The organism is Variovorax sp. RTB1 (assembly GCF_035018765.1).
Lineage (GTDB): Bacteria > Pseudomonadota > Gammaproteobacteria > Burkholderiales > Burkholderiaceae_C > Variovorax.
On sequence record NZ_JASJXG010000018.1, the window covers coordinates 34181 to 56811 of the forward strand.

The following is a 22631-nucleotide window of genomic DNA, read 5'->3' on the forward strand; positions in this document are numbered from 1 at the left end:
GCAGGATGCGCCCCACAGTTCATTAACATCCTCGCACCTCAACCTGATAACGGAGAAACCCAATGACCCGAAGCGATGACACCGGCAAACTGATCCTCCGCCTTGCCCTTGGGATCCTCATCCTGCTGCATGGCATCGCCAAACTGAAAGGGGGCGTCGGTTTCGTCTCGAGCCAGCTGACGTCGCACGGCTTGCCGCCGTTGCTGGCTTATGGCGTCTACATCGGCGAAGTCATTGCGCCGGCGCTCATCATCATCGGGTTCTTCACCCGGCCCGCCGCCTGGATCATTGCACTCAACATGTTGTTCGCCATCTACCTGGTGCACATGGGCGACCTGAGCGCGCTGAGCAAGCAAGGCGGCTGGCAACTCGAGTTGCAAGGCATGTTCCTGGCGGCGGCGGTAGCGGTCGGTTTTCTGGGCGCAGGCGGCTTTAGCCTCGGCGGCCGCACCGGCCGTTTCAACTAGTCTCCTGCGCTGGCAGAGTCAGTCATCTTCGCTTGCATCGAGGCCTGGAAACAGAACCTCGGTGAAGCCGAAGCGCGAGAAGTCGCGCACGCGCATCGGGTACAGCTTGCCGAGCAAGTGGTCGACCTCGTGCTGGACGACCCGCGCATGAAAGCCGCTCACGGTGCGGTCGATTGGGTCGCCATACGGATCGAATCCGGTGTAGCGGATGTTGGCAAAGCGCGGCACCACTCCGCGCAAGCCCGGCACCGAAAGGCAACCCTCCCAGCCCTCTTCTTCTTCATCGCCGAGCGGTGTGATGACGGGATTGACAAGGACGGTGCGCGGCACGATCGACGCGTCCGGGTAGCGTGGATTGACAGCGTCGGTGCCGAAGATCACCAGTTGCTGATCGACGCCGATCTGCGGCGCGGCCAGGCCGGCGCCACTCACCGAGTGCATGGTCTCGAACATGTCGCGCACCAACAGGTGTAACTCGTCGGTATCGAATGCGTCCACCGGCAGCGCGATGCGCAGCAAACGGGGGTCGCCCATCTTCAAAATTTCGTGTGTGGCCATGCCGAGATTATCGCGAGGCTCAGCGCCTGAAGCCGCCGCCGCCGCGCCCGCCGCCATAGCCCGGCCGGCCACCACCACCGTAACCGGGTCGGGGTGCGAAGCCTGGACGCGGCGTGAAGCCTGGCCTTGGACCATACCCCGGTCGGCCATACGCGCCGGGACGGTTCCAGTACCCCGGACGCCCACCGTAGTAGCCGCGACCGCCGTAATAGCCGGAATATCCGTAGTTGCCATAGAGGCCCAGATACACCGGCGGCGCGACGACAAATGGGTCGGCGTAGTACGGAGCGGAATAGGCCGGGTAGCCCGCGTCGGTGTACACCACGGAGCCGGCCGGTGCGACCGCACAACCGCTCAAAGCCAGTGCGCCTGCGATACCCGCAGCCCAGGCAGCTGCAATACGAACACTTGTTCTCATCAGGAATTCCTCATGCACCAGACGGTGGCGACAGTGCTTCGTGAGGCTGTGCAGACGCCATCAGCGGATGCTCGCATGTGCGATCAACCAAACGGGACGTCAGCGCCAGCCGCCATGACCGTAGTACCCGCCTCGGCCGCCGTAGTAACCACGGTCGTAGCCGCCGCCACGATAGTAGCCCCCGATGCCGATAGAGATGGCCGGCGCCGGAACGACCACGGGGCCCGGCTGGGCATAAACCGCCTGGCCGTATTCGTTGTAGCCCTGGTAGCCGGGATAGCCCGGAGGTGCGACCACGCAGCCGGTGAGAAGCAACATGGTGCCGGCTGTTGCAGCCATGGCGATCGAACGCAGATATTTCATGAGGGTTCTCCTGGTCAGAATCATCCAACGCGAGCGCTGCGCCGTTGTTGACCCAAGTTTTGTGAAGCTGGGTAACGCTGCGTAAAGCAGCCGTAACATCCGCGCTCTCACATCCGCGTCATTCGAACGCCAACGTCATGCCGCGCTTGTCAACAGCGCGAGCATCGCCGCTTCGTCGATCACCGCGACACCGAGCGTCTTCGCCTTCTCGAGCTTGCTCCCCGCTTCTTCGCCTGCCACGACGTAGTCGGTCTTCTTGCTCACCGAGCCCGCCACTTTGGCGCCTGCGGCTTCGAGCTTGTCCTTGGCCTCGTCTCGGCTCAGCGTCGGCAAGGTCCCGGTGATGACAAAGGTCTTGCCAGCCAGCGGCAGCGCAATGCGCGGCGCGGGCTCGCCCTCTTTCCAGGTCAGGCCACAAGCGCGAAGCTGCTCGACCACTTCGCGGTTGTGAGGTTGGTCGAAAAACGTTCGCAAACTTTGTGCGACCACCGGGCCGACATCGTTCACTTCAAGCAGCTCAGCTTCGGTGGCGTCCATGATCGAGTCGAGCTTGCCGAAGTGCTTGGCCAGATCCTTCGCGGTGCTCTCGCCGACGTGCCGCACACCCAGCCCGAACAAAAAGCGCGGCAAGGTCGTCTCTTTCGATTTTTCGAGCGCATCGACGATGTTCCTGGCCGACTTTTCCGCCATGCGATCGAGCCCGACCAGCGTGGTGAAACCGAGCTTGTACAGATCGGGCAAGGTACGGATGAGGTTGGCGTCGACCAGCTGCTCGACCAGCTTGTCGCCCAAGCCTTCGACCTCGACCGCGCGGCGGGCCGCGAAGTGCAATATCGCTTCCTTGCGCTGGGCTGCGCAGAACAAGCCGCCGGTGCAGCGGTAGTCCACTTCGTCCTCTTCGCGCACCGCGTCGGAGCCGCAGATCGGGCACTTGTGCGGCATGGTGAAGACAGGGCCGCGTTGGTCGTCCGGCAAAGCAGCGCTGTCGGGCGCCAGTCCCACGACTTCCGGAATCACATCGCCCGCGCGGCGCACGATCACCGTGTCGCCGACACGCACATCCTTGCGCCGCGTTTCGTCTTCGTTGTGCAGCGTGGCATTGGTTACCGTGACGCCGCCGACGAACACCGGCGCCAGCTTGGCGACCGGCGTGAGCTTGCCGGTGCGCCCGACCTGGATCTCGATCGCCTGCACCGTCGTCAACTGCTCCTGTGCCGGGTACTTGTGCGCCACGGCCCAGCGCGGCTCGCGCGATACAAAGCCCAGCCGCCGCTGCAGCTGGACGCTGTCGACCTTGTAGACCACACCGTCGATGTCGTATGGCAAGGCATCGCGCTGCCGTCCGATGTTCTCGTGAAAGGCGATAAGTTCGACGGCACCGCTGGCACGCGTCGTCTGCGTCGCGACCGGAAATCCCCACGAATGAAACTGCTGCAGCCAATCGAACTGCGTCGGGCGATCGGGGCCGCCTTGTTCGGGTGGCGAGACCTCACCCAGGCCGTACGCGAAGAAGCTCAATGGCCGGGCGGCTGCGATGGCAGGATCGAGTTGCCGCACCGCGCCGGCCGCAGCGTTGCGCGGATTGACGAACACCTTCTCGTTCTTCTGGCCGGCCGCGATCTTCCCGCGCTGGCGGTCGTTCAGCGCGTCGAAATCGGCGCGCTTCATGTAGACCTCGCCTCGCACTTCGACCACCGGTGGCGGGGGCGCCTCGCCGGCAAGCCTCAGAGGAATCTGCTGAACCGTGCGGATGTTCTGCGTGACCTCTTCGCCCACTTCGCCGTCGCCGCGCGTCGCGGCCTGCACCAGCACGCCGTGTTCGTAGCGCAGGTTGATGGCCAAGCCGTCGAACTTGAGCTCGCACACATAAGCGATCTGCGCCGCGTCTTCGGCCAGGCCGAGTTCGCGCCGCACGCGCGCATCGAAAGCGCTGGCACCGGTCGAGGTGATGTCGGTCTCGGTGCGAATCGACAGCATCGGCACGCTATGGCGGATCTTGACGAAGCCTTCGAGCACCTTGCCGCCCACACGCTGCGTTGGCGAATCGGGCGTTCGCAACGCGGGATGTTCGGCTTCGATCGCTTGCAGCCGCTGGAACAGCTTGTCGTACTCGGCGTCGGGCAGCTCGGGCGCATCCAGCACGTAGTACAGATGCGCATGATGGCGCAGCTTTTCAGTCAGCGCTGCGGCTTCATTCGCGGGGTCGCGTTCGGCCTCTTTTGCGGCCTGATCGCGCTTCGTCATCGTATGTCTCCGGGAGTCGTTCGAAAAAGTCCGTGGTCTTAGCTGAACAGCCTGCGTGCTAACGGCGTGCCGGCCGCCAAGTCGCGCGATTCGAGCGTGTCGTACAGCTGCTCGAGGTCTGCGCCGATCACGTCCATCGTGTCGTCACGCAGCAGCTGGCCGTCGCCATCGGTGACCACGCCGTCCATCTCGCGCGCCAGCGTCGCTGCAGCTTCCCGCATGCGTTCGAAGGGACGCTCGCTGCGGTCGACCTGGGGCACGTCGAGGCTCAGTGTCAGTTCGCGAATGGCCGACTGCGCCGGGTCGTCGGCCAGGGCGGCTTGCGTGTCGAATGACAGGCCGAGGATCGGCGGCAAGCCGACTTCCGACGTCGGCAACACCATGCGCCCGGGAATCATGCCGGCAACGAAACCGAGCCGCGCCGCGTTCTGCTGCACGTAGCCGGGGCTCCACGCAGCATGCAGCGCACGCAGCACGAAGCCGAGTTGGGCGTCGTGCGCGCTGGCGAACTGGTCGAGTTCGCGAGCGCGCGCCACCTCGTCGAGCATTTCCGGAAATTCCGGTGCGCCGTTGAGCGCGTCGGCGAAAGCCTGCGCCTTGACGACGAACTCCGAATACTCGATCTCGTTCAGCGCCCCGGTGCGGTTGGCCAATTGCACGCCGACCTGGAAAGCGCCGTAGCGCTGGCCCGGCGCCGGCAGCTCCCATTCGCCAGTGTGTTCGTTGAGGCCCTCGACGGCGACCGGCTTGCTGCCGGCACGGCGTGTCGATGGCATCGCGGCAATAGCGGCATCGCCGGACGCCAGCCCATCGAGCGACACCGGCGCGATGACGTCGATCAGCGGATCGAGCCCTCCGCGGCGGTCCGCGGATGGAATCGGTAACGCGGCCGGCGCTGGTAGATCGGGGTCGAACAACGGCTCGTGCCGCTCGTTGCCCGGCACCTGATGCGGTTCGACATAGCGCACCGGGTCTTCCGGCGAGAGCGACGCCGGCATCGTCGCGCGGTACGGCTCGCCATCGACGTTGTCGGGTTGCCTCGGAGAATTGCGGCGCGACATCCAAGCGTCGTAGCCTATGACGGCCGCGAGAAACAAACCGCCGAGAATCGCCAGCGCGATCGTGAGACTGCTCATGGTCTGTTCGCTTTCAAGCCGCTTCGACCATGGACACCGCAGCGTCCATATCGACTGCCACGATGCGCGACACGCCCTGCTCCTGCATGGTCACCCCGATCAGTTGCTCGGCCATTTCCATGGCGATCTTGTTGTGGCTGATGAAAAGGAACTGGGTCTCGCGGCTCATGGCGGTAACGAGTTTGGCATAGCGCTCGGTGTTGGCGTCGTCGAGCGGTGCATCGACTTCGTCCAGAAGGCAGAACGGCGCCGGGTTGAGCTGGAAGATCGCGAAAACCAGCGCGATCGCTGTCAGCGCTTTCTCGCCACCCGACAACAAATGGATGGTCTGGTTCTTCTTGCCTGGCGGCTGCGCCAGCACCTGCACGCCCGCATCCAGAATCTCGTCGCCGGTCATCACGAGGCGCGCATTGCCGCCGCCAAACAGCTCGGGGAACATGCGGCCGAAGTGCTCGTTGACGATCTTGAACGTACCGCCGAGCAGTTCGCGCGTCTCGCCATCGATCTTGCGGATCGCATCTTCGAGCGTGCCGATGGCTTCGTTCAGGTCGGCCGATTGCGCATCGAGAAAAATCTTGCGCTCGCTGGCCGTCGCCAGCTCGTCGAGTGCTGCCAGATTGACCGCGCCGAGGGCAGCGACTTCGCGATGCAGCCGATCGATTTCGGCCTGCATGCCGGGGATGCGCACCTTGTCGGTTTCGATCGACAGCGCGATGGCATCGAGGTCGGCTTCGGCATCGGCCAACAGCTGCTGATATTGCTCGGAGCCGAGGCGCGCCGCCTGTTCCTTCAGCTGGAATTCGGTGATACGTTGACGCAGCGGATCGAGCTCGCGTTCGAGCGTCAGGCGCCGTTCGTCGCTGGCGCGCAGCTTGAGCGTGAGGTCGTCGTACTGGCTGCGCGTGGCGCCGAGGGATGTCTCGCGTTCCAGCTTGAGCGACAGCGCGTCCTGCAGGCCGGCCTGCGCCGCCGCATCGGAGAGCCGGCCGAACTCGGCCCTGGCGCGCTCTTCTTCGTCGGCCAGCGCGACGTTCTGCTGCGCAGCCGTTTCGATCGCGCGATTGAGTTCGCCGCGCCGCGCTTCGAGCGTGCGCTGCGAGAACGTGGCTTCTTGTGCCTGGCGCTCCAGGCTGCGGTGCTGCTCCCGCGCAGCGGTGAGCGCCCTGCCCGCCTCTATCACGTACTCGTCGAGTTGCGCATGCCGCTCCTGGCTGTCGGCCAGCTGCATGTCGAGTTCCTCGAAGCGCGACTCGGCCGTCACGCGCTTTTCCTGCAGTTCATCGAGTTGCGCATCGACTTCGCCAAGGTCGGTTGCCAACTGCTCGCTGCGCGCACGGGTCTGCTCGGCAAGTTGCGACAGGCGCAGCGTTTCGACCTGAAGCTCGTGTGCGCGCGATTGCGTCTCGGCGGCTTCGCGGCGCGCGGTGACCAGTCGCGAAGCGGCGTCGGCATAGGCGGCTTCGGCCCGGACCAAAGCGGTGCGTGCGTCTTCGTTGATGAGCGTCTGGGCGCGCAACTGCCGCTCCAGGTTCTCGATCTCCTGCTGGCGCGCGAGCAAGCCGGCCTGCTCCGAATCCTGCGCATAAAAGCTGACGCTGTGCAGCGAAACGGAATGGCCGCTCTTCACGTAGACCACGTCGCCGGGCTGCAGCTTTTCGCGCAAGGCGAGCGCTTCTTCGAAGCTCTGCGCGGTGTAGCAACCGTGCAGCCATTCGACCAGCAAGGCCTGCAATCCCGCATCGTTGAGGCGCAGCAGCTCGGACAATCGAGGCAACGTGCCCTGCCCTTGCGGCACGCCGGCCGACGGCGGGCTGTAGAAGGCCAGCTTGGCCGGCGGCGCATCCGCACCAAAGGCGCGAACCATGTCGAGCCGGCTGACTTCAAGCGCGCCCATGCGCTCGCGCAACGCGGATTCGAGCGCGTTTTCCCAACCCTGTTCGATGTGGATGCGACTCCACAATCCCTGCATGCCGTCGAGGCCGTGCTTGGCGAGCCACGGCGCGAGCTTGCCGTCGGTCTTGACCTTCTCCTGCAGCGCGCGCAACGCTTCGAGGCGCGCCGAAAGATCGGCTTGGCGCGCGCCCTCGGTGTTGACGGCTTGCTGCCGCGTGCGGCGGTCGTCGTCGAGCTGCGGTACGCTGTCCTGCAGATCCTGCAAGCGAGCATCGGCTTCGGTCGCGGCTTCTTGTGCGCTCTCGTGTTGTGCTTGCAGGTCGCCCAGCTTCGCCTCGTCGGGCGCTGCGAGCGCGTTCTTGTCGGTGCGCAGTTTTTCGCTGCGCAGCGTCAGTTGGCGGGACTGGTCTTCGATGTTGCGTTGGTCTGCGGCCAGCACCTGAATCTGCTGCTGGACCTGCACGACAGTGGCGCGCTGGGCGTTGGCTTCGGCCTGTGCACGCTGCTGTGCCTCTTCAAGCTCCGGCAGGCGCGTGTCGTGGTCTTCCAGTTGCGCCGCCAGCGTGATGGCCTGCTCCTCGGCCGCCACACCCTGGTCGGCCAGCGTTTCTATTTCGGCCGCCGCATCGGCGCGGCGCGTGCCCCATTGCCCGATCTGTTCGCGCAGTTGAACGAGCCGCTGCTCGACACGCTGGCGGCCTTCGACAACGAAGCGGATTTCCCCTTCGAGCCGGCCGACTTCGCCGCTTGCTTCGTAGAGCTTGCCCTGCGCCTGGTTGACCTGGTCGCCGGCCGCATAGTGCGCTTGCCGAACGGTTTCGAGTTCGGCCTCGATGTGCCGCAAGTCGGCCATGCGCGACTCGAGATCGTTGACTGCCTTGGCCGCGTCGGCCTTGACCTTGGCTTGGTCCGCTTCGCTTTCGGTTCGCTTCAAAAACCACAGCTGATGTTGCTTTCGGGTGGCATCGCCCTGCAGCTGGTTGTAGCGCGCCGCGACCTCTGCCTGCTTTTCGAGGCGCTCGAGATTGGCATTGAGTTCGCGCAGGATGTCTTCGACACGAGTCAGGTTTTCTCGCGTGTCGCCCAGGCGGTTCTCGGTCTCGCGGCGGCGCTCCTTGTACTTAGATACACCGGCAGCTTCTTCGAGGAACAGGCGCAACTCTTCGGGTTTCGACTCGATGATCCGGCTGATCGTGCCCTGGCCGATGATGGCGTAGGCACGCGGTCCGAGCCCGGTACCGAGGAACACGTCCTGCACGTCGCGCCGGCGCACCGGCTGGTTGTTGATGTAGTAGCTGCTGGTGCCGTCACGGGTGAGCACGCGCTTGACCGCGATCTCTGTGAACTGTGCCCACTGGCCGCCGGCGCGATGGTCGGCGTTGTCGAACACCAGCTCGACGCTCGAACGGCTGGCCTGCTTGCGGGTCGTGGTGCCGTTGAAAATCACGTCCTGCATCGATTCGCCGCGCAACTCCGACGCACGCGATTCGCCGAGCACCCAGCGCACCGCATCCATGATGTTCGACTTGCCGCAGCCGTTGGGGCCGACGACGCCCACGAGTTGGCCGGGCAGCAAAAAGTTGGTGGGTTCAGCGAACGACTTGAAGCCTGAAAGCTTGATTGAATTGAGACGCACGACGTGTTGGCCTGGGTGCCAAGGTGTTGATTTGTAAGGAAAAACGCGAGGTTGCGCGCTGCTACCCGGAAGGTCGATGATAACGTGCGCACCCATGAGAGAACTCCCAAAGACACCCCTTTCAGCGCGTCGCCCCGCGATGCTGGCCGTCACGGCGTTGTCGCTGGTTCTGGCCGGTTGCAGCAGCTTCAATTCGACCCAGCGCGCCGAGCCGTACGGCGGACAGGAGTGGATGCAGACAGGCGCCAATCGCGTCGCCAACCTGGCGCTGCGCGACAACCTGCAATCGATCCGTCGAGTGCAACTCAGCCTGTACCGTCGCAACCCGCGCGAGTGGCGCAAATGGGCGCCGAGCGCCGACGACGCCATCCAGCGCACATGGGACGCGGTGATGCAGGACAAGCCGTTGCCGGAGTTGAAAGGCGCAAGAGGCATCGACGCGATCCGGCTCGGCTTCGAGACCACGCCGCAGCCTTACACGGGCGACCGGGTGGCGGCGTTGGTGATTGGCTGGGCCTCCATGTTGAAGCAGGCCAACGGCGACACCTGGGAACAAACGATGATCGATGGCGTCAATGCCGAGAACGCCTACCGGGCAGCCCGCAACATCGAAATTTCGCTGTGGTTACTCGGCTCGAAGACCGGTCCGGACGGCCAGCCTTTGCTGCTTGCCACCGAGATCAGCGAGCGTGGTCGCAACCTGGTGGCCGACCGTGAGCTCTCCAAGGTGACGGCGCGACTCGACCTGATGGCGGCGCAGGCCGACGAGAAGTACCGACGTGCCGCGCTCGACTTCAGCCAGAACTGGATTCTCGGCAGCCTCGGGCCATTCTTTGCGATGGCCAGGCCCTGAAGCCATGTCGCTTCGGCCTCTAAAATAAAGCCTCGCTCCACCCCCTAACCCCAACTTTTCCAGGCACACCCATGAGCTCGATCAATTTCATCGGCGGCGAAAAAGGCGGCGTCGGCAAGTCGGTCACGGCACGGGTGCTCGCGCAGTACTTCATCGACCACAGCCGTCCCTTCGTCGGCTTCGACACCGACCGTTCGCACAGTTCCTTCACCCGTTTCTACGAAGGCTTTGCGTCGCCCGTGGTGGTCGACAGCTTCGAAGGGCTCGACACGGTCGTCAACGGCTTTGAGCACAATCCCCAGCAAAACGTGATCGTCGACCTGGCTGCGCAGACGCTGGCACCGCTGTCACGCTGGATCAAGGAATCGGCGCTTTTCGATGTCTTCAAGGACATCGGTGTAACCGTCAACTTCTGGCATGTGCTGGACGACGGCAAGGACTCGACCGACCTGCTCGGCACGCTGATCGACACCTTCGGCGACCGCCCCAACTACATCGTGGTGCAGAACTACGGCCGCGGCAGCGACTTCGGGATGTTGCTGGCGTCGCAGTCGCTGTCGAAGGCCCAGCAACACAACGCGTTGGTCATCGCGATGCCGCGCCTGCACGATGCGAGCATGCGCAAGATCGACGCGCAGAACAGCAGCTTCTGGAAAGCGGTCAACGACCGCGAAGGCCCGCACGCGCTGGGCCTGCTGGAACGCCAGCGCGTGAAGGCGTGGCTTGCGACGGCTTACGCCGCCTTCGACACCCTGCCGCTGTAAGCACGCGGCCCGCCGCGGCGGGCCAGCAATATCAGGGCAAGCACCGTGAAGCCCACGAACGCGATGAACGACCAGTTGGCGATCGACAGCTTCAGAAAGGTCCAGTCGATCTGCGAGCAATCGCCACCGCCGCGAAAGATCATCGGCAGTGCGCGCTTCAGCGGAAAGGTCTCGATCATTCCGTAGAAGTCGCGGCCGCAAGAAACCACTTCGGGCGGATACCACTGCAACCAGCTCTGTTGCGCCGCGGTGTAGCCACCGGCCAGCGCAGACAGCAGCATCAACAGGCCGCCGGCGACCTGCACGCCCTTCTTGTTCGTCGCGGCCGCCAGCGCCGAGAACAACGCCACCAGCACCAGCGCGTATCGCTGCACGATGCACATCGGGCACGGCTCGAGGCCGACCACGTGCTGCAGGTACAGGCCGAAGGCCAGCATCGCAACGCAGGCCAGGCAAATCAGCGCATAGGCGCGGCGCGGTGCGCCGAAGTACCAATCGATCAAGGGGAAACCCAGTCTTCTTCAACGAACACCTTGGCCTTGCGCGGCGTGGCGACGACCGTGTCGCCCTCGTGCAAACCCAAGTCCCGGAACTGTTGCGCAGGAAGTTGCGCTTCGATGATGGTTCCGAAGCCCGGATTATCCGGATTCGATTCGACGGGTTCAAGTTCCAGCCGCGCGGTCGGTCCGACGACGATGGCTCGCGTCAACGTCGCGACGATTCCAGCGGCACCCGGCGTGTAGCGCGCGACGCTCAGGTCATGCGGCCGGACATACGCCAGCGCCTTGGCATCGCGGGCGCCACTGTGTTCGGGCGCATCGAAGCGCATGCCGTCGAGCTGAACTTCGCCGTGGTCGGCGCGGCCATGGAACAGATTGACGTCACCGAGAAAGCCGTAGACGAACGGGCTCGCGGGCTTGTCCCAAACGTCCTGCGGCGAGCCGACCTGCTCGATCTGCCCCTTGTTGATGACCACCACGCGATCGGCCACTTCGAGCGCTTCCTCCTGATCGTGCGTCACGAAAATGCTGGTCACGTGCAGCTCGTCGTGCAGGCGGCGCAGCCAGCGCCGCAACTCCTTGCGCACCTTGGCGTCGAGCGCGCCGAAGGGTTCGTCGAGCAGCAGCACCTTGGGTTCGACCGCGAGCGCACGGGCCAGCGCGATACGCTGGCGCTGGCCGCCCGACAACTGCGACGGATAGCGGTCGGCCAGCCAATCGAGCTGCACCAGCTTGAGAAGGTCCATCACCTTCTCCTTGATCTTGGCTTCGGCCGGACGCGTGCTGCGCGGCTTGACGCGCAATCCGAAGGCCACGTTCTCGAAGACCGTCATGTGACGGAACAGCGCGTAATGCTGAAACACGAAGCCGACCTGCCGCTCGCGCACATGCACGTCGGTGGTGTCTTCGCCTGAAAAGAGGATGCTGCCGGCGTCGGCCGTTTCCAGGCCCGCGATGATGCGCAACAACGTGGTCTTGCCGCAGCCCGACGGGCCGAGCAGCGCGACCAGCTCCCCCGATTCGACGTCGAGGTTGACGTTGCGCAGCGCCTGGAATTCACCGAATCGCTTGCTGATGTCGCGGATTTCAATACTCATGCGTTTCTCTTTTTTGTCAGCCTGCTGCGGGCCGCTCGGGCGGCAACTCGGCAATGGCCTTCATCTCGCGCTCGTGCCGCCATTCGATCACCGTCTTGATGACCAGCGTGACCAGCGCGAGGATGGCCAGCAGCGATGCGACGGCGAAAGCCGCCACCGACTGGTACTCGTTGTAGAGCACTTCGACATGCAGCGGCATCGTATTGGTCTGCCCGCGGATGTGGCCCGAAACCACCGACACCGCGCCGAATTCGCCCATGGCGCGCGCGTTGCAGAGGATCACGCCGTACAGCAGGCCCCACTTGATGTTGGGCAGCGTCACGCGCCAGAAGGTCTGCCAGCCGGTCGCGCCGAGCACGATGGCCGCCTGCTCTTCGTCGGTGCCTTGAGCCTGCATCAGCGGCACGAGTTCGCGCGCGATGAACGGGAAGGTCACGAACACTGTCGCCAGCACGATGCCAGGCACCGCGAAGATGATCTTGATGTCGTGCGCTTGCAGCCATGGCCCGAACCAGCCCTGCGCTCCGAACACCAGCACGTAGATCAGCCCCGCAACGACCGGTGACACCGCGAACGGCAGGTCGACCAGCGTCGTCAGCAACGACTTGCCGCGGAACTCGAACTTGGCGATGGCCCAGGCTGCGGCCACCCCGAAGACGAGATTCAGCGGCACCGTGATGGCCGCCACGATGAGCGTCAGCTCGATCGCGCTCCACGCGTCCGGCTCTTTCAACGCTTCGAGATACGCGCCGAAGCCTTTGCGCAACGCTTCGGTGGCGACGGCGGCCAGCGGCAACACTAGGAAGAGAAACATGAACGCCAGCGCAATGGCGATCAATGTCCACTTGACCCATGGCGACTCGGTCGTGCCGGCCTGCGCCCTGCGAATCACCTTGGCCGGCGCGCTCACAACGGCGCTCCGGCGCGCCTGCGCTGCCACGTCTGCAAGCCATTGATGACCAGCAACAACAAGAACGACAACACCAGCATTACCAACGCGACCGCGGTTGCCCCCGCGTAGTCGTATTGCTCCAGCTTGCCGATGATGATGAGCGGGGTGATCTCCGAGATCATCGGCATGTTGCCGGCGATGAAGATGACCGAACCGTACTCGCCGATGGCGCGGGCGAACGCCATCGCAAAGCCGGTGAGCAGCGCCGGCATGATGGCTGGCAGGATCACCCGCATGAAGGTTTGCAGGCGCGTTGCACCCAGCGATGACGCGGCTTCTTCTAGTTCTTTCTCGGTGTCTTCGAGCACCGGTTGCACGGTGCGCACCACGAAAGGCAAGCCGATGAAGATCAGCGCGATCACGATGCCCGCGGGCGTGAAGGCCAGCTTGATGCCGTGCGGTTCGAGGAACTGTCCGACCCATCCGTTGCCCGCCAGCAAGGCGGTCAGCGAAATACCGGCCACCGCGGTAGGCAGTGCGAAGGGCAAGTCGACCAGCGCATCGACGATTCGCTTGCCCGGAAACTTGTAGCGCACCAGCACCCACGCCACGAGCAGACCGAACACAAGATTGACCAGCGCGGCGATCAGCGACGCACCGAAAGTCAGGCGATACGACGCCATGACGCGCGGCGCAGTGACCGCCACCCAGAACTGGTCCCAGGTGAGCGTGAAGGTCTTGAAGACCAGTGCCGACAGCGGGATCAGCACGATGATGCTGAGATACATCACGGTGTAGCCGAGCGTCAAATTAAAGCCCGGCAGCACCTTTCTGGAAGTGCCCCGGGCCGTCGCTGGCGCGAGGGGCGTTGCCGCAGATGGCAACGCTGGAGACACGGCGGTCACTTGCTGCCGGGCGTGTAGAGCTTGTCGAACTGGCCGCCGTCGTTGAAGTGCACTTTCTGTGCGTCGCCGAGGCTGCCGAAGAGTTCCTGCACCGTGAACAGCTGCAACGGCTTAAAGGTGTCGGCGTACTTCTTCAGCACGGCTTGCGAGCGCGGGCGCAACGCATGCTTGGCAGCGATCTCCTGCGCCTCGTCGGAGTACAGCCAGTCGAGGTAGGCCTTGGCAAGTTCGCCGGTGCCCTTCTTGGCCGTCGTCCGCTCCACCACGGCGACCGGATTCTCGGCAACGATGCTGATCGACGGATATACCGAATCGACCTTGCCAGCGCCGAACTCGCGGTCGATGGAGATCACCTCCGATTCGAAGGTGATGAGCGCGTCGCCGATGTTGCGTTGCAGGAAAGCGGTGGTGGCGTCGCGGCCGCCGCGTGCCAGGACCGGCGCGTTCTTGAACAGCTTGCCGACGAACTCGGCCGCTTGCGCGTCGGTACCGCCCTTCTTCTTCACATAGCCCCAAGCCGCGAGGTAGGCATAGCGCCCGTTGCCGCCGGTTTTGGGGTTGACGATGACTACCTGCATGCCCGGCTTGATCAGGTCGTCCCAGTCCTTGATGCCCTTCGGGTTGCCTTTGCGCACCAGGATCAGCATGGTCGACGTGGTCGGCGACGCGTTGTCCGGAAACTTCTTCGGCCAGTCCTTGGCGACCACGCCGACACCAGCCAGAAAGTCGATGTCGGTGCTGGTGTTCATCGTGACCACATCGGCGTCGAGGCCATCGGCCACGCTGCGGGCCTGTGCGCTCGAGCCGCCGTGCGACTGGTCGATCTTCACGTCCTTGCCGGTGACCTTTTTGTAATGCGCGACGAAGGCCGCGTTGTAGTCCTTGTAGAACTCGCGCGCCACGTCGTAAGAAGCGTTGAGCAAGGTGGTGCTCTGGGCGAAGGCCGGTGCGGCCAGCACCGAAGAAGCGAGCGCGAAAGTCGCGACGAAGGTCTTGAATCTGAAAGTCATGAGATTGCCAAAAGTTCTTCTGAATACAACGACTGGAAGAGTGCCAGGCCGAGCGCCCAGGGCCCGTGCCCGGAGTCGCTGTTGATATGGCCCGCATTCTGCATCCGGACGAATTCGCTACCCCATGCGCGGGCATACGCGCCAGCCAGTCGCACCGGACAAAACGGATCGTTGCTGCTCGCCACCACGATGCTGCGATACGGCAAGGTCGCATACGGCACCGGTGCGAAGTCATACAGCACGGCGCGGCGTTCCGGGTCAGCCGGCGCCACCAGCAGAGCGCCCTGCACCTTCGCGGCGGCTTCGGGCGGCAGGTGCGCCACCGCGATGCAACCGAGGCTGTGCGCTGCAATCACCACCGGCTCGTCACCCTCGAGCACGAGCTTGGTCAGAGCACCGACCCAGGCTGCGCGCGTTGGCGAAACCCAATCGTCCTGTACGACGCGCTGGGCGCCCGGCATGCGCTCTTGCCACAGCGTCTGCCAATGGCCTGCGCCGGAGTCGCGCCAGCCAGGAACGATAACGATGCGAGGCTGCTTCACGCGTGAGAGTGCGCCGCGGTTTATTTGTTCGGCTGAGGCGTGAGCCGCAGATAAGGCCTGACCGCCTTGAAACCCTTCGGAAAGCGCTCGGCGATCTCTGCCGGGTCTTGAATGCTCGGGATGATGACCACGTCGTCGCCGTCTTTCCAGTTCACCGGCGTCGCGACCTTGTAGCCATCGGTGAGCTGCAGCGAATCGATGACGCGCAGGATCTCGTCGAAGTTGCGCCCGGTGCTGGCGGGGTAAGTGAAGGTGGTGCGCACCACGTGCTTGGGGTCGATGATGAACACGCTGCGCACGGTGGCCGTGGCCGAAGCGTTCGGATGAATCATGTCGTACAGGTGGGACACCTTGCGATCGGCGTCGGCCAGTATCGGAAAGTTGACGGTCGTGTTCTGCGTCTCGTTGATGTCGGCGATCCATTCCTTGTGCTTGCCGACAGGGTCGACACTCAAGGCGATCGGCTTGACGCCACGCTTGGCGAACTCGGTGGCGAGCGCCGCGGTCTTGCCAAGTTCGGTCGTGCACACCGGCGTGAAGTCCGCAGGATGCGAGAACAGCACGACCCATGAATTGCCGGCCCAGTCATAGAAATCGATCGGGCCTTCGCTGGAGTCTTGCGTGAAATTGGGGGCGGTGTCGCCGAGTCGCAAAGTTGCCATGGTCGCTCCTTGGGGTGCTGGATTCAGCGGTAGCCAACGATTGTCCGGAGCTTTGACCCCTCGACAAACGACTGTCTACTTGTTTGTTTATGGTGTTTTTCGCATAAGGGCAGCTGCACTGGTCAAGGTCGACGCATGAGTTCATGTCCGAAAAGAGCATGCGGCTCGTCACCATTGATGTTTTCGGCCAAAAAGTCGATCAGCGCCCGAATCGCCGGTACCAACGCCCGGCGCGCCGGAAACACGGCGTGCGAGATCGCAGGCGCTGGGCCCCATCCGGGCAGCACCTCGATGAGGCGACCCGATACCACAGCCGCACGGCACATGTAGTCGGGCAACACGGATGCACCGACGCCATCGAGCACCGCGAACTGCAGCGTGGCCAGGTCGTCAGCCAGATAGCGGGGCGAATGCGCGTGGTCGTACACCGCACCCTTCGGTCCTTCGAGATGCCAGTGCGCCCGACCTTCGCCCGCCGACATCGCCACGGTATCGAGGCGGCTCAGGTCGGCCGGCACGCGCACTGGACCTTGCTGCGCCAAAAGCGCGGGCGTGGCGACCAGCAAGCCGCGGCTGACGCCGAAGGATTTGGCGACCAGCGTTGCGCTGTCTTCGATGGTGGGTCGCACGCGCAAAGCAACGTCGACGCCTTCTTCGACCAGATCGACAGGCCGATTCAGCACGCGAAGTTCGATGCGAACCGCCGGATATCGCTTCAAGAATTCTGGCAACAACGGGCCGACGGTGCTGTGCGCCATGGTCACCGGACAGCTGATGCGCACGGTGCCTCGCGGCTCGGTTTGCACCTGCGCAACCGCTTCGGCTGCGGCCTGCGCGGCGTCACGCATGGCGGCACAGTGCCGTAAATACACCTCTCCCGCGGGCGTGAGCGAGAGGCTGCGGGTGCTGCGCTGCATCAGTTGAACGCCGAGCTGCGCTTCGAGATCGGCGACCCGTCGCGAGAGACGCGACTTGGGCACGCCGAGCGCCCGGCTGGCCGCCGCGAAACCACCGCGCTCAGCCACCTCGGCAAAGAACACCATGTCGTTGAGGTCTTGCATTTCATCGTCCTGTTTTCAGAACGATATAAGCCATTTTTGGCTACTTATCAATCAATCGACTCAAAAATAGAATTCTCTTCTTGCCGATCAAACCGTGTCGGCGGACTGAACAACAACGCGACTCACCATCGCGCACCAAGGATTGACCATGAAACTGCTCCACATCGACTCCAGCATCCTGGGCGCCGGCTCCGTGTCGCGCCAGCTCAGCGCCGAAACGGTCGCTGAATTCCGCAAGTCCCACCCAGACACCACCGTCGACTATCTCGACCTGGCCGTCGACACCCCCAACCATTTCAGCGCCGACGCGCTTGGCAGCAAGATTGGCGTGCAAGCGCAGCCGACCGAAGCGCAGGCACGCGAAAACGCAGTGTCAGAAAAGCTGGTGAGCCAGTTTCTGGCATCCGATGTCATCGTCATTGGCGTGCCGCTCTACAACTTCACGGTGCCGACCCAGCTCAAGGCGTGGATCGACCGCCTTGCACAACCAGGCCGCACTTTCAAGTACGGCGAAAAAGGCCCTGTCGGTCTTGCCGGCGGCAAGAAGGTCTTCGTGCTGATCTCGCGCGGCGGCGTGTATTCGACGACCGAAGGCGGTCAAGCCTTGGAGCACCAGGAGTCTTACCTCAAGGCGATCTTCGGCTTCTTCGGCATCAGCGACGTCAAGTTCGTTCGGGCCGAAGGGCTGGCGATGGGCGATGCGGTGAAGGCCGCGGCCATCGCGACAGCGCAAAAGCAGATCGAAGAAGCTGTCCAAGGCGAAGCCCTGGCGGCCTGAGCGCTCCGGCGCGCCGGCGTCTCAGTTCGCCGGCGCGTGGCTTCAACCGTTGTGCGTCTTGACCCAAGCCGCGAACTTGTCCATCCAGTTCTGCAAGAACTTCTCGGTCGGCTCGATGCCGATGTGGCCCTTGTCGTCGAACATGCCGTCTTTCATCTGGATGAACGCCTCGGGCTGGCCCAATGTCGGCACGTCGAGATAGGCCAGCACATTGCGCAGATGCTGCTGCGCCAGCGCGGTCCCGATGGCGCCGCCGGCAATGCCGATCACGGCCGCCGGTTTGCCCCCCCACGCACTCTGGCCATAGGGTCGCGATGCGTGATCCAGCGCGTTCTTCAGGACACCAGGGATCGAGCGGTTGTACTCGGGCGTGATGAAGAGCAGCCCTTGCGTGGCCGCAATCTCGGTCTTCAACCGCTTCACCGACGCGGCTTGGTTGCCGTCGTCGTCCTGGTTGTAGAGCGGCAGATCGTCGATGCGCAAATGCTCCAGCGTGAAGTCGGAAGGGGCAAGGTATGCAAGCGCCAGTGCCAGCTTGCGGTTCATCGAATCCTTGCGCAGACTGCCGATGACGACACCGATTTTGGTTTGGCTCATGGGATCTCCAGGGTTTGGTTGGACGAGTCGCAAACATTAACCGAAGCGCGCATCATCGATCGGTTTCATGGCCACTTCACTGGCCGCGTCATGGTCTGATTCTGGAGCAGTGCAAATGCGTTTTCTCGTAGTGGGTGCCGGCGCACTCGGCGGTTATTTCGGCGGCCGATTGCTCGAGGCCGGTCGCGACGTCACCTTTTTGCTGCGACCGCGCCGCGCGACGCAAATAGAGAAGACCGGATTGGTCATTCGAAGCGGCATGGGCAACCTGCTTCTGCCGAATCCGCCACATGTTCTCGCCGACGAGATCAACGCGCCGTACGACGTCGTCATCGTCGGCTGCAAGGCTTACGACCTGGCCGAGACGATGGAATCTTTCGCGCCCGCGGTCGGCCCCGACACGGTCATCCTGCCGCTGCTCAACGGCATGCGCCACATCGATGCGCTGGCATCGCGCTTCGGCGATGAGAGAGTGCTTGGCGGCCTTTGCATGATCTCGGCAACGCTCGACGACGAAGGCACCGTGCTGCATCTTGCCGACCTGCAAGTGCTGGCGTTCGGCGAGCGCGACGGCACACGATCGACAAGGGTCGACGCCATCGCAGCGCAGTTTGCCGGTGCGAAGTTCGATGCCCGTGCCACGCCCGACATCCTGCAGGAGATGTGGGAGAAGTGGATCTTTATCGCGACGGTGGCGAGCCTCACGAGTTCGATGCGTGCACCCATTGGCGACATCGTGAGTGCGGGCGGCCAGGATGTGGCGCTGGCGTTGTTCGAAGAGTGCAGCGCCATCGCGGCGCACAACGGCTTCGCGCCACGCGCCGGCGCCATCGAACGGGGCCGCACGATGGTCACGACGGCCGGGTCGTCCATCACCGCGTCGATGTACAAGGACATCGTGCGCGGCGCCGCGATCGAGGCCGATCACATCGTGGGGGACTTGCTTGGGCGCGCTGCCACGGGGAGCAGGGTTGGGGCGCGGACAGGGCCTGATTCAGATGTCTCAGCACCGTCCGCTTTGCGCACGGCCTATGTGCACCTCAAGACTTACGAAGCGCAACGCGGTCGCCTTGCGGTGTCCGCCACTGCCGCCAGGTAAGCGACGAAGCAGCGTCGAAGCAAGGGCCAGGAAGCTCCGGCAAATGGTCCGGCCTGCCGATGTGATGACGCGACACAGCTCAGGCCCCCGATAGTGCCTTGTCGATAGCCTGGTGCAAATGTTCCAGGCCGAACGACACATCGGTAAAAACGCCGTTCACATAAAAAGTCGGCGTGGCGCGCACGTTCAGCCGCTCCGCACCAGCCACCTGCTCCTGAACACGCTGCAGGTAGACGTGGTCGCGCATCTCGTTCTCGAAGCGGGGTATGTCGAGCTCCAACTCTTTCGCGTACTGGTGCAGGTGCTTTTCATCGAGGTGCTGCTGGTGGGCGAACAGCAGGTCGTGCATCTGCCAGAACTTGCCCTGTGCGCCGGCCGCTTCGGCCGTTTCGGCCGCCAGCTCCGCATGGGAATGCACCTCGCGCTGCGGAAAATGACGGTAGACAAAACGCAGGTTCGGCCCGAAATGCGCCAGCATGATCTTCAGCGCGGCATGCGCCTGACCGCACGAAGGGCACTCGAAATCTCCGTACTCGACCAGCGTGACGCGAGCCGATTTCGAACCATGAATGTGGTCGGTGGCGCTGTCTGGCGCCAACAAAGGATTGGCCTTGGTGGATGCGGTGTGTGCGTTCATGGAAGTTATTGTGAACCTCCCCCCGCGACGCCGCATCTCCCCGAAAATTTCGTTTCAGCTCGTGACGAGTCCGGGAGGCGCGACGTTCGGTTCACGCGTAACTTCTCGGGATTGCGCCTGCGTCAAGCTGCAGCCCGGTGGGACGTCTTGCGTCACCCACACGTTGCCACCGATGGTCGCGCCCTTGCCGATCGTCACCCGCCCAAGGATGGTCGCGCCGGCGTAGATGACGACCTCGTCCTCGAGCACCGGATGCCGTGGCAAGCCTTTCTTGAGATGCCCTGCGCCATCTGTCGGAAAGCGTTTGGCCCCCAAGGTGACCGCCTGGTAAAGACGCACGCGTTCGCCGATGACGGCCGTCTCGCCGATCACGACACCCGTCCCATGGTCGATGAAAAACCCGGCGCCGATCTGCGCGCCCGGGTGAATGTCGATCCCGGTCTGTGCATGCGCGCGTTCGGCGACGATGCGTGCCAGCAAGGTCAGGCCCAGCTTGTACAGCGGGTGCGCCATGCGGTAGTGGATCATCGCCAGCACGCCGGGATAGCACAGCAGGACCTCGTCGACGCTGCGCGCAGCCGGGTCGCCATGAAAGGCCGCCATCACGTCGGTGTCGAGCAACGTGCGAATGCCGGGCAACTCGGCCGCAAAGGCGCGGACCCGCTCTTGCGCATCGGCGCTCAATTCAGCCAACTCGGCCGCTGAATGACGCCGCGTGTGCCGCAACTCGAGAGTCGCCTGTGCATGAAGTTGATGCAACGCGGCATCGAGCGTGTGGGCGACGTAGAAGTCTTCGCTCTCCTGCCGAAGATCCGTGGGGCCGAGCCGCATCGGAAAGAGCGCGCCCGTGAGCGCCTCGACCACTTCGGCCATCACGTCGCGCGACGGCAATTCGCGCTCACCGCCCTCTTGCGATCGCTGTTGAGATTCACGCCAATTGCGCCGCACCTGATGCAGGCCGCTCACGATCTCGTCTACCTGAAACCCTGCCATACGCTGCCCCCGTACATGTTTTTGATGGACGTCGATTCTGAATGCACAGAGCATCCCACTATTGGCCGGCCCCCGCTGTCGTGGGCCGAATGAGCCCACGAGAGGCAGACCCATCGGGACCAGGTCCCTGTCAGTCCCGGATTTCGAGCGCGCGATTCACCCGCAGGGCGATCAACGTACAAATCGCACCGGACAGCAGGTACACGCTGACGGCGACCAGTCCAAAACGGGCCGACAAACCGAGCGCCACCAGCGGCGCGAAAGCCGCGCCGATAAGCCACGCGAGATCGGATGTGAGCGCGGCGCCGGTGTAGCGGTATTGCGCCTCGAAGTTGGCCGTGACCGCGCCCGCCGCCTGGCCGTAGGACAAGCCGAGGAGCCCGAAGCCGACCAGGATGAAGAGGTCTTGCAACATCGGACCGCCACCGAGCAGCCAGGGCGCGAACAGACTGAATGCGCCGATGAGGATGGCGAGCGTACCGAGCGTGTTTCTGCGCCCGTAACGGTCCGCGATCCAACCGGAAACGACGACAGCCGCAACGCAGATCACCGCGCCGTACATCTGGATCTTGAGCACGTCTTCGACTGTTTGGGTCGAGTACAACGTCATCCAAGAAAGCGGAAACACGGTCACCAAATGGAAGAGCGCATAGCTCGCCAGCGCGGCGAAGGCGCCGATGAAAAGATTGGGGCCGCGCGCCTTCAACAACGCACCGACCGGCACCGGCTCCAGTTTGTTCTCTTTCAGCAGATGCTCGTACTCGTTGGTCACTACGAGCCGCAGCCGGGCAAAGAGTGCCACGACATTGATCGCAAACGCCACATAGAACGGGTAGCGCCAGCCGTAATCCAGAAAGTCCATCGCCGAAAGGTTGGCATACAAAAACAGGAACAGTCCGCTGGCGATGATGAAACCGATGGGCGCACCGAGCTGCGGAATCATGGCGTACCAACCGCGACGGCTGCGCGGCGCGTTAAGGGCCAACAGGGACGACAGGCCGTCCCACGAACCGCCCAACGCCATGCCTTGGCAAAACCGCAGAATCGACAACAGCACGATGGAAGTAAAACCGAGGCTCACGAAGCCTGGCAAGAAGGCCATCCCCGCCGTCGAAAAACCGAGCAGGAACAAAGCAGCCGTCAGCTTGATGCCCCTTCCATAGCGCTTCTGGATGACCATGAACGCCATGGTTCCGATCGGCCGCGCAATGAAGGCGAACGAGAACACTACGAACGAGTACAGCGTGCCTTCGAGGCGCTGGGCAAAAGGAAAGAAGACCGCCGGGAAAACCAAAACCGAAGCAATACCGTATACAAAGAAGTCGAAGTATTCGGAAGCACGACCAATGATCACTCCGACCGCGATCTCGCTCGGCGCGATGCCCGAATGGTTGGCCGTCACACGGCGGGTGTCTTCCTCCATGCCCTGTGGCGAAAGATCGTTATGTTGCTGACTGACGCTGGACATCGTTCTTGCTCGTGTTTAAGGATGGATTTCGTTCGCTTGAATGCGACAGGTTCGCACT

At 63.6% G+C, this 22631-nt stretch carries 23 protein-coding genes; 5 read left to right on the forward strand and 18 right to left on the reverse strand.

Going from position 1 to position 22631, the window contains the following annotated elements; genetic code table 11:
- Nucleotides 1-62: 62 nt before the first annotated feature.
- A complete protein-coding gene (locus QN397_RS13260) occupies nucleotides 63-467 on the forward strand; it encodes a DoxX family protein (RefSeq protein ID WP_187051829.1) in 405 nt (134 codons plus the stop codon).
- Nucleotides 468-485: 18 nt separating this feature from the next.
- Here QN397_RS13260 and def read toward each other — a convergent pair whose 3' ends face one another.
- The 6 genes from def to smc all read right to left on the reverse strand — a co-directional run bounded on the left by def (nucleotide 486) and on the right by smc (nucleotide 8715).
- On the reverse strand, nucleotides 486-1025 hold the full coding sequence (gene def / locus QN397_RS13265; protein ID WP_323501074.1) for a peptide deformylase: 540 nt from the start codon (nucleotides 1023-1025) through the stop codon (nucleotides 486-488).
- Between the two features lie 19 nt (nucleotides 1026-1044).
- The gene (locus QN397_RS13270; protein ID WP_323501075.1) at nucleotides 1045-1443 is read right to left on the reverse strand and encodes a hypothetical protein; all 399 of its coding nucleotides are present in this window, start codon (nucleotides 1441-1443) and stop codon (nucleotides 1045-1047) included.
- 99 nt (nucleotides 1444-1542) lie between these two features.
- Entirely contained in the window at nucleotides 1543-1806 is a 264-nt protein-coding gene (locus tag QN397_RS13275) for a hypothetical protein (RefSeq protein WP_323501076.1), read from the reverse strand.
- Between the two features lie 135 nt (nucleotides 1807-1941).
- Nucleotides 1942-4050, reverse strand: coding sequence for an NAD-dependent DNA ligase LigA (gene ligA / locus QN397_RS13280; RefSeq protein ID WP_323501077.1), 2109 nt, complete (start codon nucleotides 4048-4050; stop codon nucleotides 1942-1944).
- A 38-nt stretch (nucleotides 4051-4088) separates the two neighbouring features.
- Nucleotides 4089-5186 carry a cell division protein ZipA C-terminal FtsZ-binding domain-containing protein gene (locus tag QN397_RS13285; protein ID WP_323501078.1) on the reverse strand — a complete coding sequence of 366 codons (1098 nt, stop codon included), beginning with the start codon at nucleotides 5184-5186 and terminating at the stop codon, nucleotides 4089-4091.
- A 13-nt stretch (nucleotides 5187-5199) separates the two neighbouring features.
- Nucleotides 5200-8715, reverse strand: coding sequence for a chromosome segregation protein SMC (gene smc, locus QN397_RS13290; protein ID WP_323495899.1), 3516 nt, complete (start codon nucleotides 8713-8715; stop codon nucleotides 5200-5202).
- 94 nt (nucleotides 8716-8809) lie between these two features.
- Here smc and QN397_RS13295 point away from each other — a divergent pair, with 94 nt between their 5' ends.
- Nucleotides 8810-9568: a hypothetical protein gene (locus QN397_RS13295; RefSeq protein WP_323501079.1), complete on the forward strand. Its 759-nt coding sequence runs from the start codon at nucleotides 8810-8812 to the stop codon at nucleotides 9566-9568.
- Nucleotides 9569-9639: 71 nt separating this feature from the next.
- A complete protein-coding gene (locus QN397_RS13300; protein WP_323501080.1) occupies nucleotides 9640-10332 on the forward strand; it encodes a mobilization protein in 693 nt (230 codons plus the stop codon).
- Here the strand turns inward: QN397_RS13300 and QN397_RS13305 are convergent.
- The 8 genes from QN397_RS13305 to QN397_RS13340 all read right to left on the reverse strand — a co-directional run bounded on the left by QN397_RS13305 (nucleotide 10302) and on the right by QN397_RS13340 (nucleotide 17001).
- Complete coding sequence (locus tag QN397_RS13305) at nucleotides 10302-10835, reverse strand: disulfide bond formation protein B (protein ID WP_323501081.1); 534 nt, start codon at nucleotides 10833-10835, stop codon at nucleotides 10302-10304. The two genes, QN397_RS13300 and QN397_RS13305, sit on opposite strands and share 31 nt — an antisense overlap.
- Entirely contained in the window at nucleotides 10832-11929 is a 1098-nt protein-coding gene (locus tag QN397_RS13310; protein ID WP_323501082.1) for a sulfate ABC transporter ATP-binding protein, read from the reverse strand. The genes QN397_RS13305 and QN397_RS13310 overlap by 4 nt, the downstream gene beginning before the upstream one ends.
- Before the next feature lie 16 nt (nucleotides 11930-11945).
- Nucleotides 11946-12839, reverse strand: a complete 894-nt coding sequence (cysW, locus tag QN397_RS13315) for a sulfate ABC transporter permease subunit CysW (protein ID WP_187051809.1) — start codon at nucleotides 12837-12839, stop codon at nucleotides 11946-11948.
- The gene (gene cysT, locus QN397_RS13320; RefSeq protein WP_187051808.1) at nucleotides 12836-13726 is read right to left on the reverse strand and encodes a sulfate ABC transporter permease subunit CysT; all 891 of its coding nucleotides are present in this window, start codon (nucleotides 13724-13726) and stop codon (nucleotides 12836-12838) included. Before cysT ends, cysW begins: the two co-directional genes overlap by 4 nt.
- The gene (locus tag QN397_RS13325) at nucleotides 13723-14736 is read right to left on the reverse strand and encodes a sulfate ABC transporter substrate-binding protein (protein WP_323501083.1); all 1014 of its coding nucleotides are present in this window, start codon (nucleotides 14734-14736) and stop codon (nucleotides 13723-13725) included. The genes cysT and QN397_RS13325 overlap by 4 nt, the downstream gene beginning before the upstream one ends.
- Nucleotides 14733-15278, reverse strand: a complete 546-nt coding sequence (locus QN397_RS13330) for an RBBP9/YdeN family alpha/beta hydrolase (RefSeq protein WP_323501084.1) — start codon at nucleotides 15276-15278, stop codon at nucleotides 14733-14735. Before QN397_RS13330 ends, QN397_RS13325 begins: the two co-directional genes overlap by 4 nt.
- Nucleotides 15279-15298: 20 nt before the next feature.
- On the reverse strand, nucleotides 15299-15940 hold the full coding sequence (locus tag QN397_RS13335; RefSeq protein ID WP_323501085.1) for a peroxiredoxin: 642 nt from the start codon (nucleotides 15938-15940) through the stop codon (nucleotides 15299-15301).
- Between the two features lie 122 nt (nucleotides 15941-16062).
- Nucleotides 16063-17001, reverse strand: a complete 939-nt coding sequence (locus QN397_RS13340) for a LysR family transcriptional regulator (RefSeq protein WP_323501086.1) — start codon at nucleotides 16999-17001, stop codon at nucleotides 16063-16065.
- 148 nt (nucleotides 17002-17149) lie between these two features.
- Between QN397_RS13340 and QN397_RS13345 the strand changes: the two genes are divergently transcribed.
- Nucleotides 17150-17779: an FMN-dependent NADH-azoreductase gene (locus QN397_RS13345; protein ID WP_323501087.1), complete on the forward strand. Its 630-nt coding sequence runs from the start codon at nucleotides 17150-17152 to the stop codon at nucleotides 17777-17779.
- 42 nt (nucleotides 17780-17821) lie between these two features.
- Here QN397_RS13345 and QN397_RS13350 read toward each other — a convergent pair whose 3' ends face one another.
- A complete protein-coding gene (locus QN397_RS13350) occupies nucleotides 17822-18376 on the reverse strand; it encodes an NAD(P)H-dependent oxidoreductase (RefSeq protein ID WP_323501088.1) in 555 nt (184 codons plus the stop codon).
- A gap of 115 nt (nucleotides 18377-18491) precedes the next feature.
- On the opposite strand from QN397_RS13350, the gene QN397_RS13355 reads away from it, so the two are divergent.
- Complete coding sequence (locus tag QN397_RS13355; RefSeq protein WP_323501089.1) at nucleotides 18492-19475, forward strand: ketopantoate reductase family protein; 984 nt, start codon at nucleotides 18492-18494, stop codon at nucleotides 19473-19475.
- Between the two features lie 79 nt (nucleotides 19476-19554).
- On the opposite strand, the gene QN397_RS13360 is transcribed toward QN397_RS13355, so the two are convergent.
- The 3 genes from QN397_RS13360 to QN397_RS13370 form a co-directional block, all read right to left on the reverse strand.
- On the reverse strand, nucleotides 19555-20112 hold the full coding sequence (locus tag QN397_RS13360; protein WP_323501090.1) for a DsbA family protein: 558 nt from the start codon (nucleotides 20110-20112) through the stop codon (nucleotides 19555-19557).
- 54 nt (nucleotides 20113-20166) lie between these two features.
- On the reverse strand, nucleotides 20167-21105 hold the full coding sequence (gene epsC, locus QN397_RS13365; protein ID WP_323501091.1) for a serine O-acetyltransferase EpsC: 939 nt from the start codon (nucleotides 21103-21105) through the stop codon (nucleotides 20167-20169).
- Between the two features lie 130 nt (nucleotides 21106-21235).
- Nucleotides 21236-22573, reverse strand: a complete 1338-nt coding sequence (locus QN397_RS13370; protein WP_416352150.1) for an MFS transporter — start codon at nucleotides 22571-22573, stop codon at nucleotides 21236-21238.
- Nucleotides 22574-22631 lie beyond the last annotated feature (58 nt).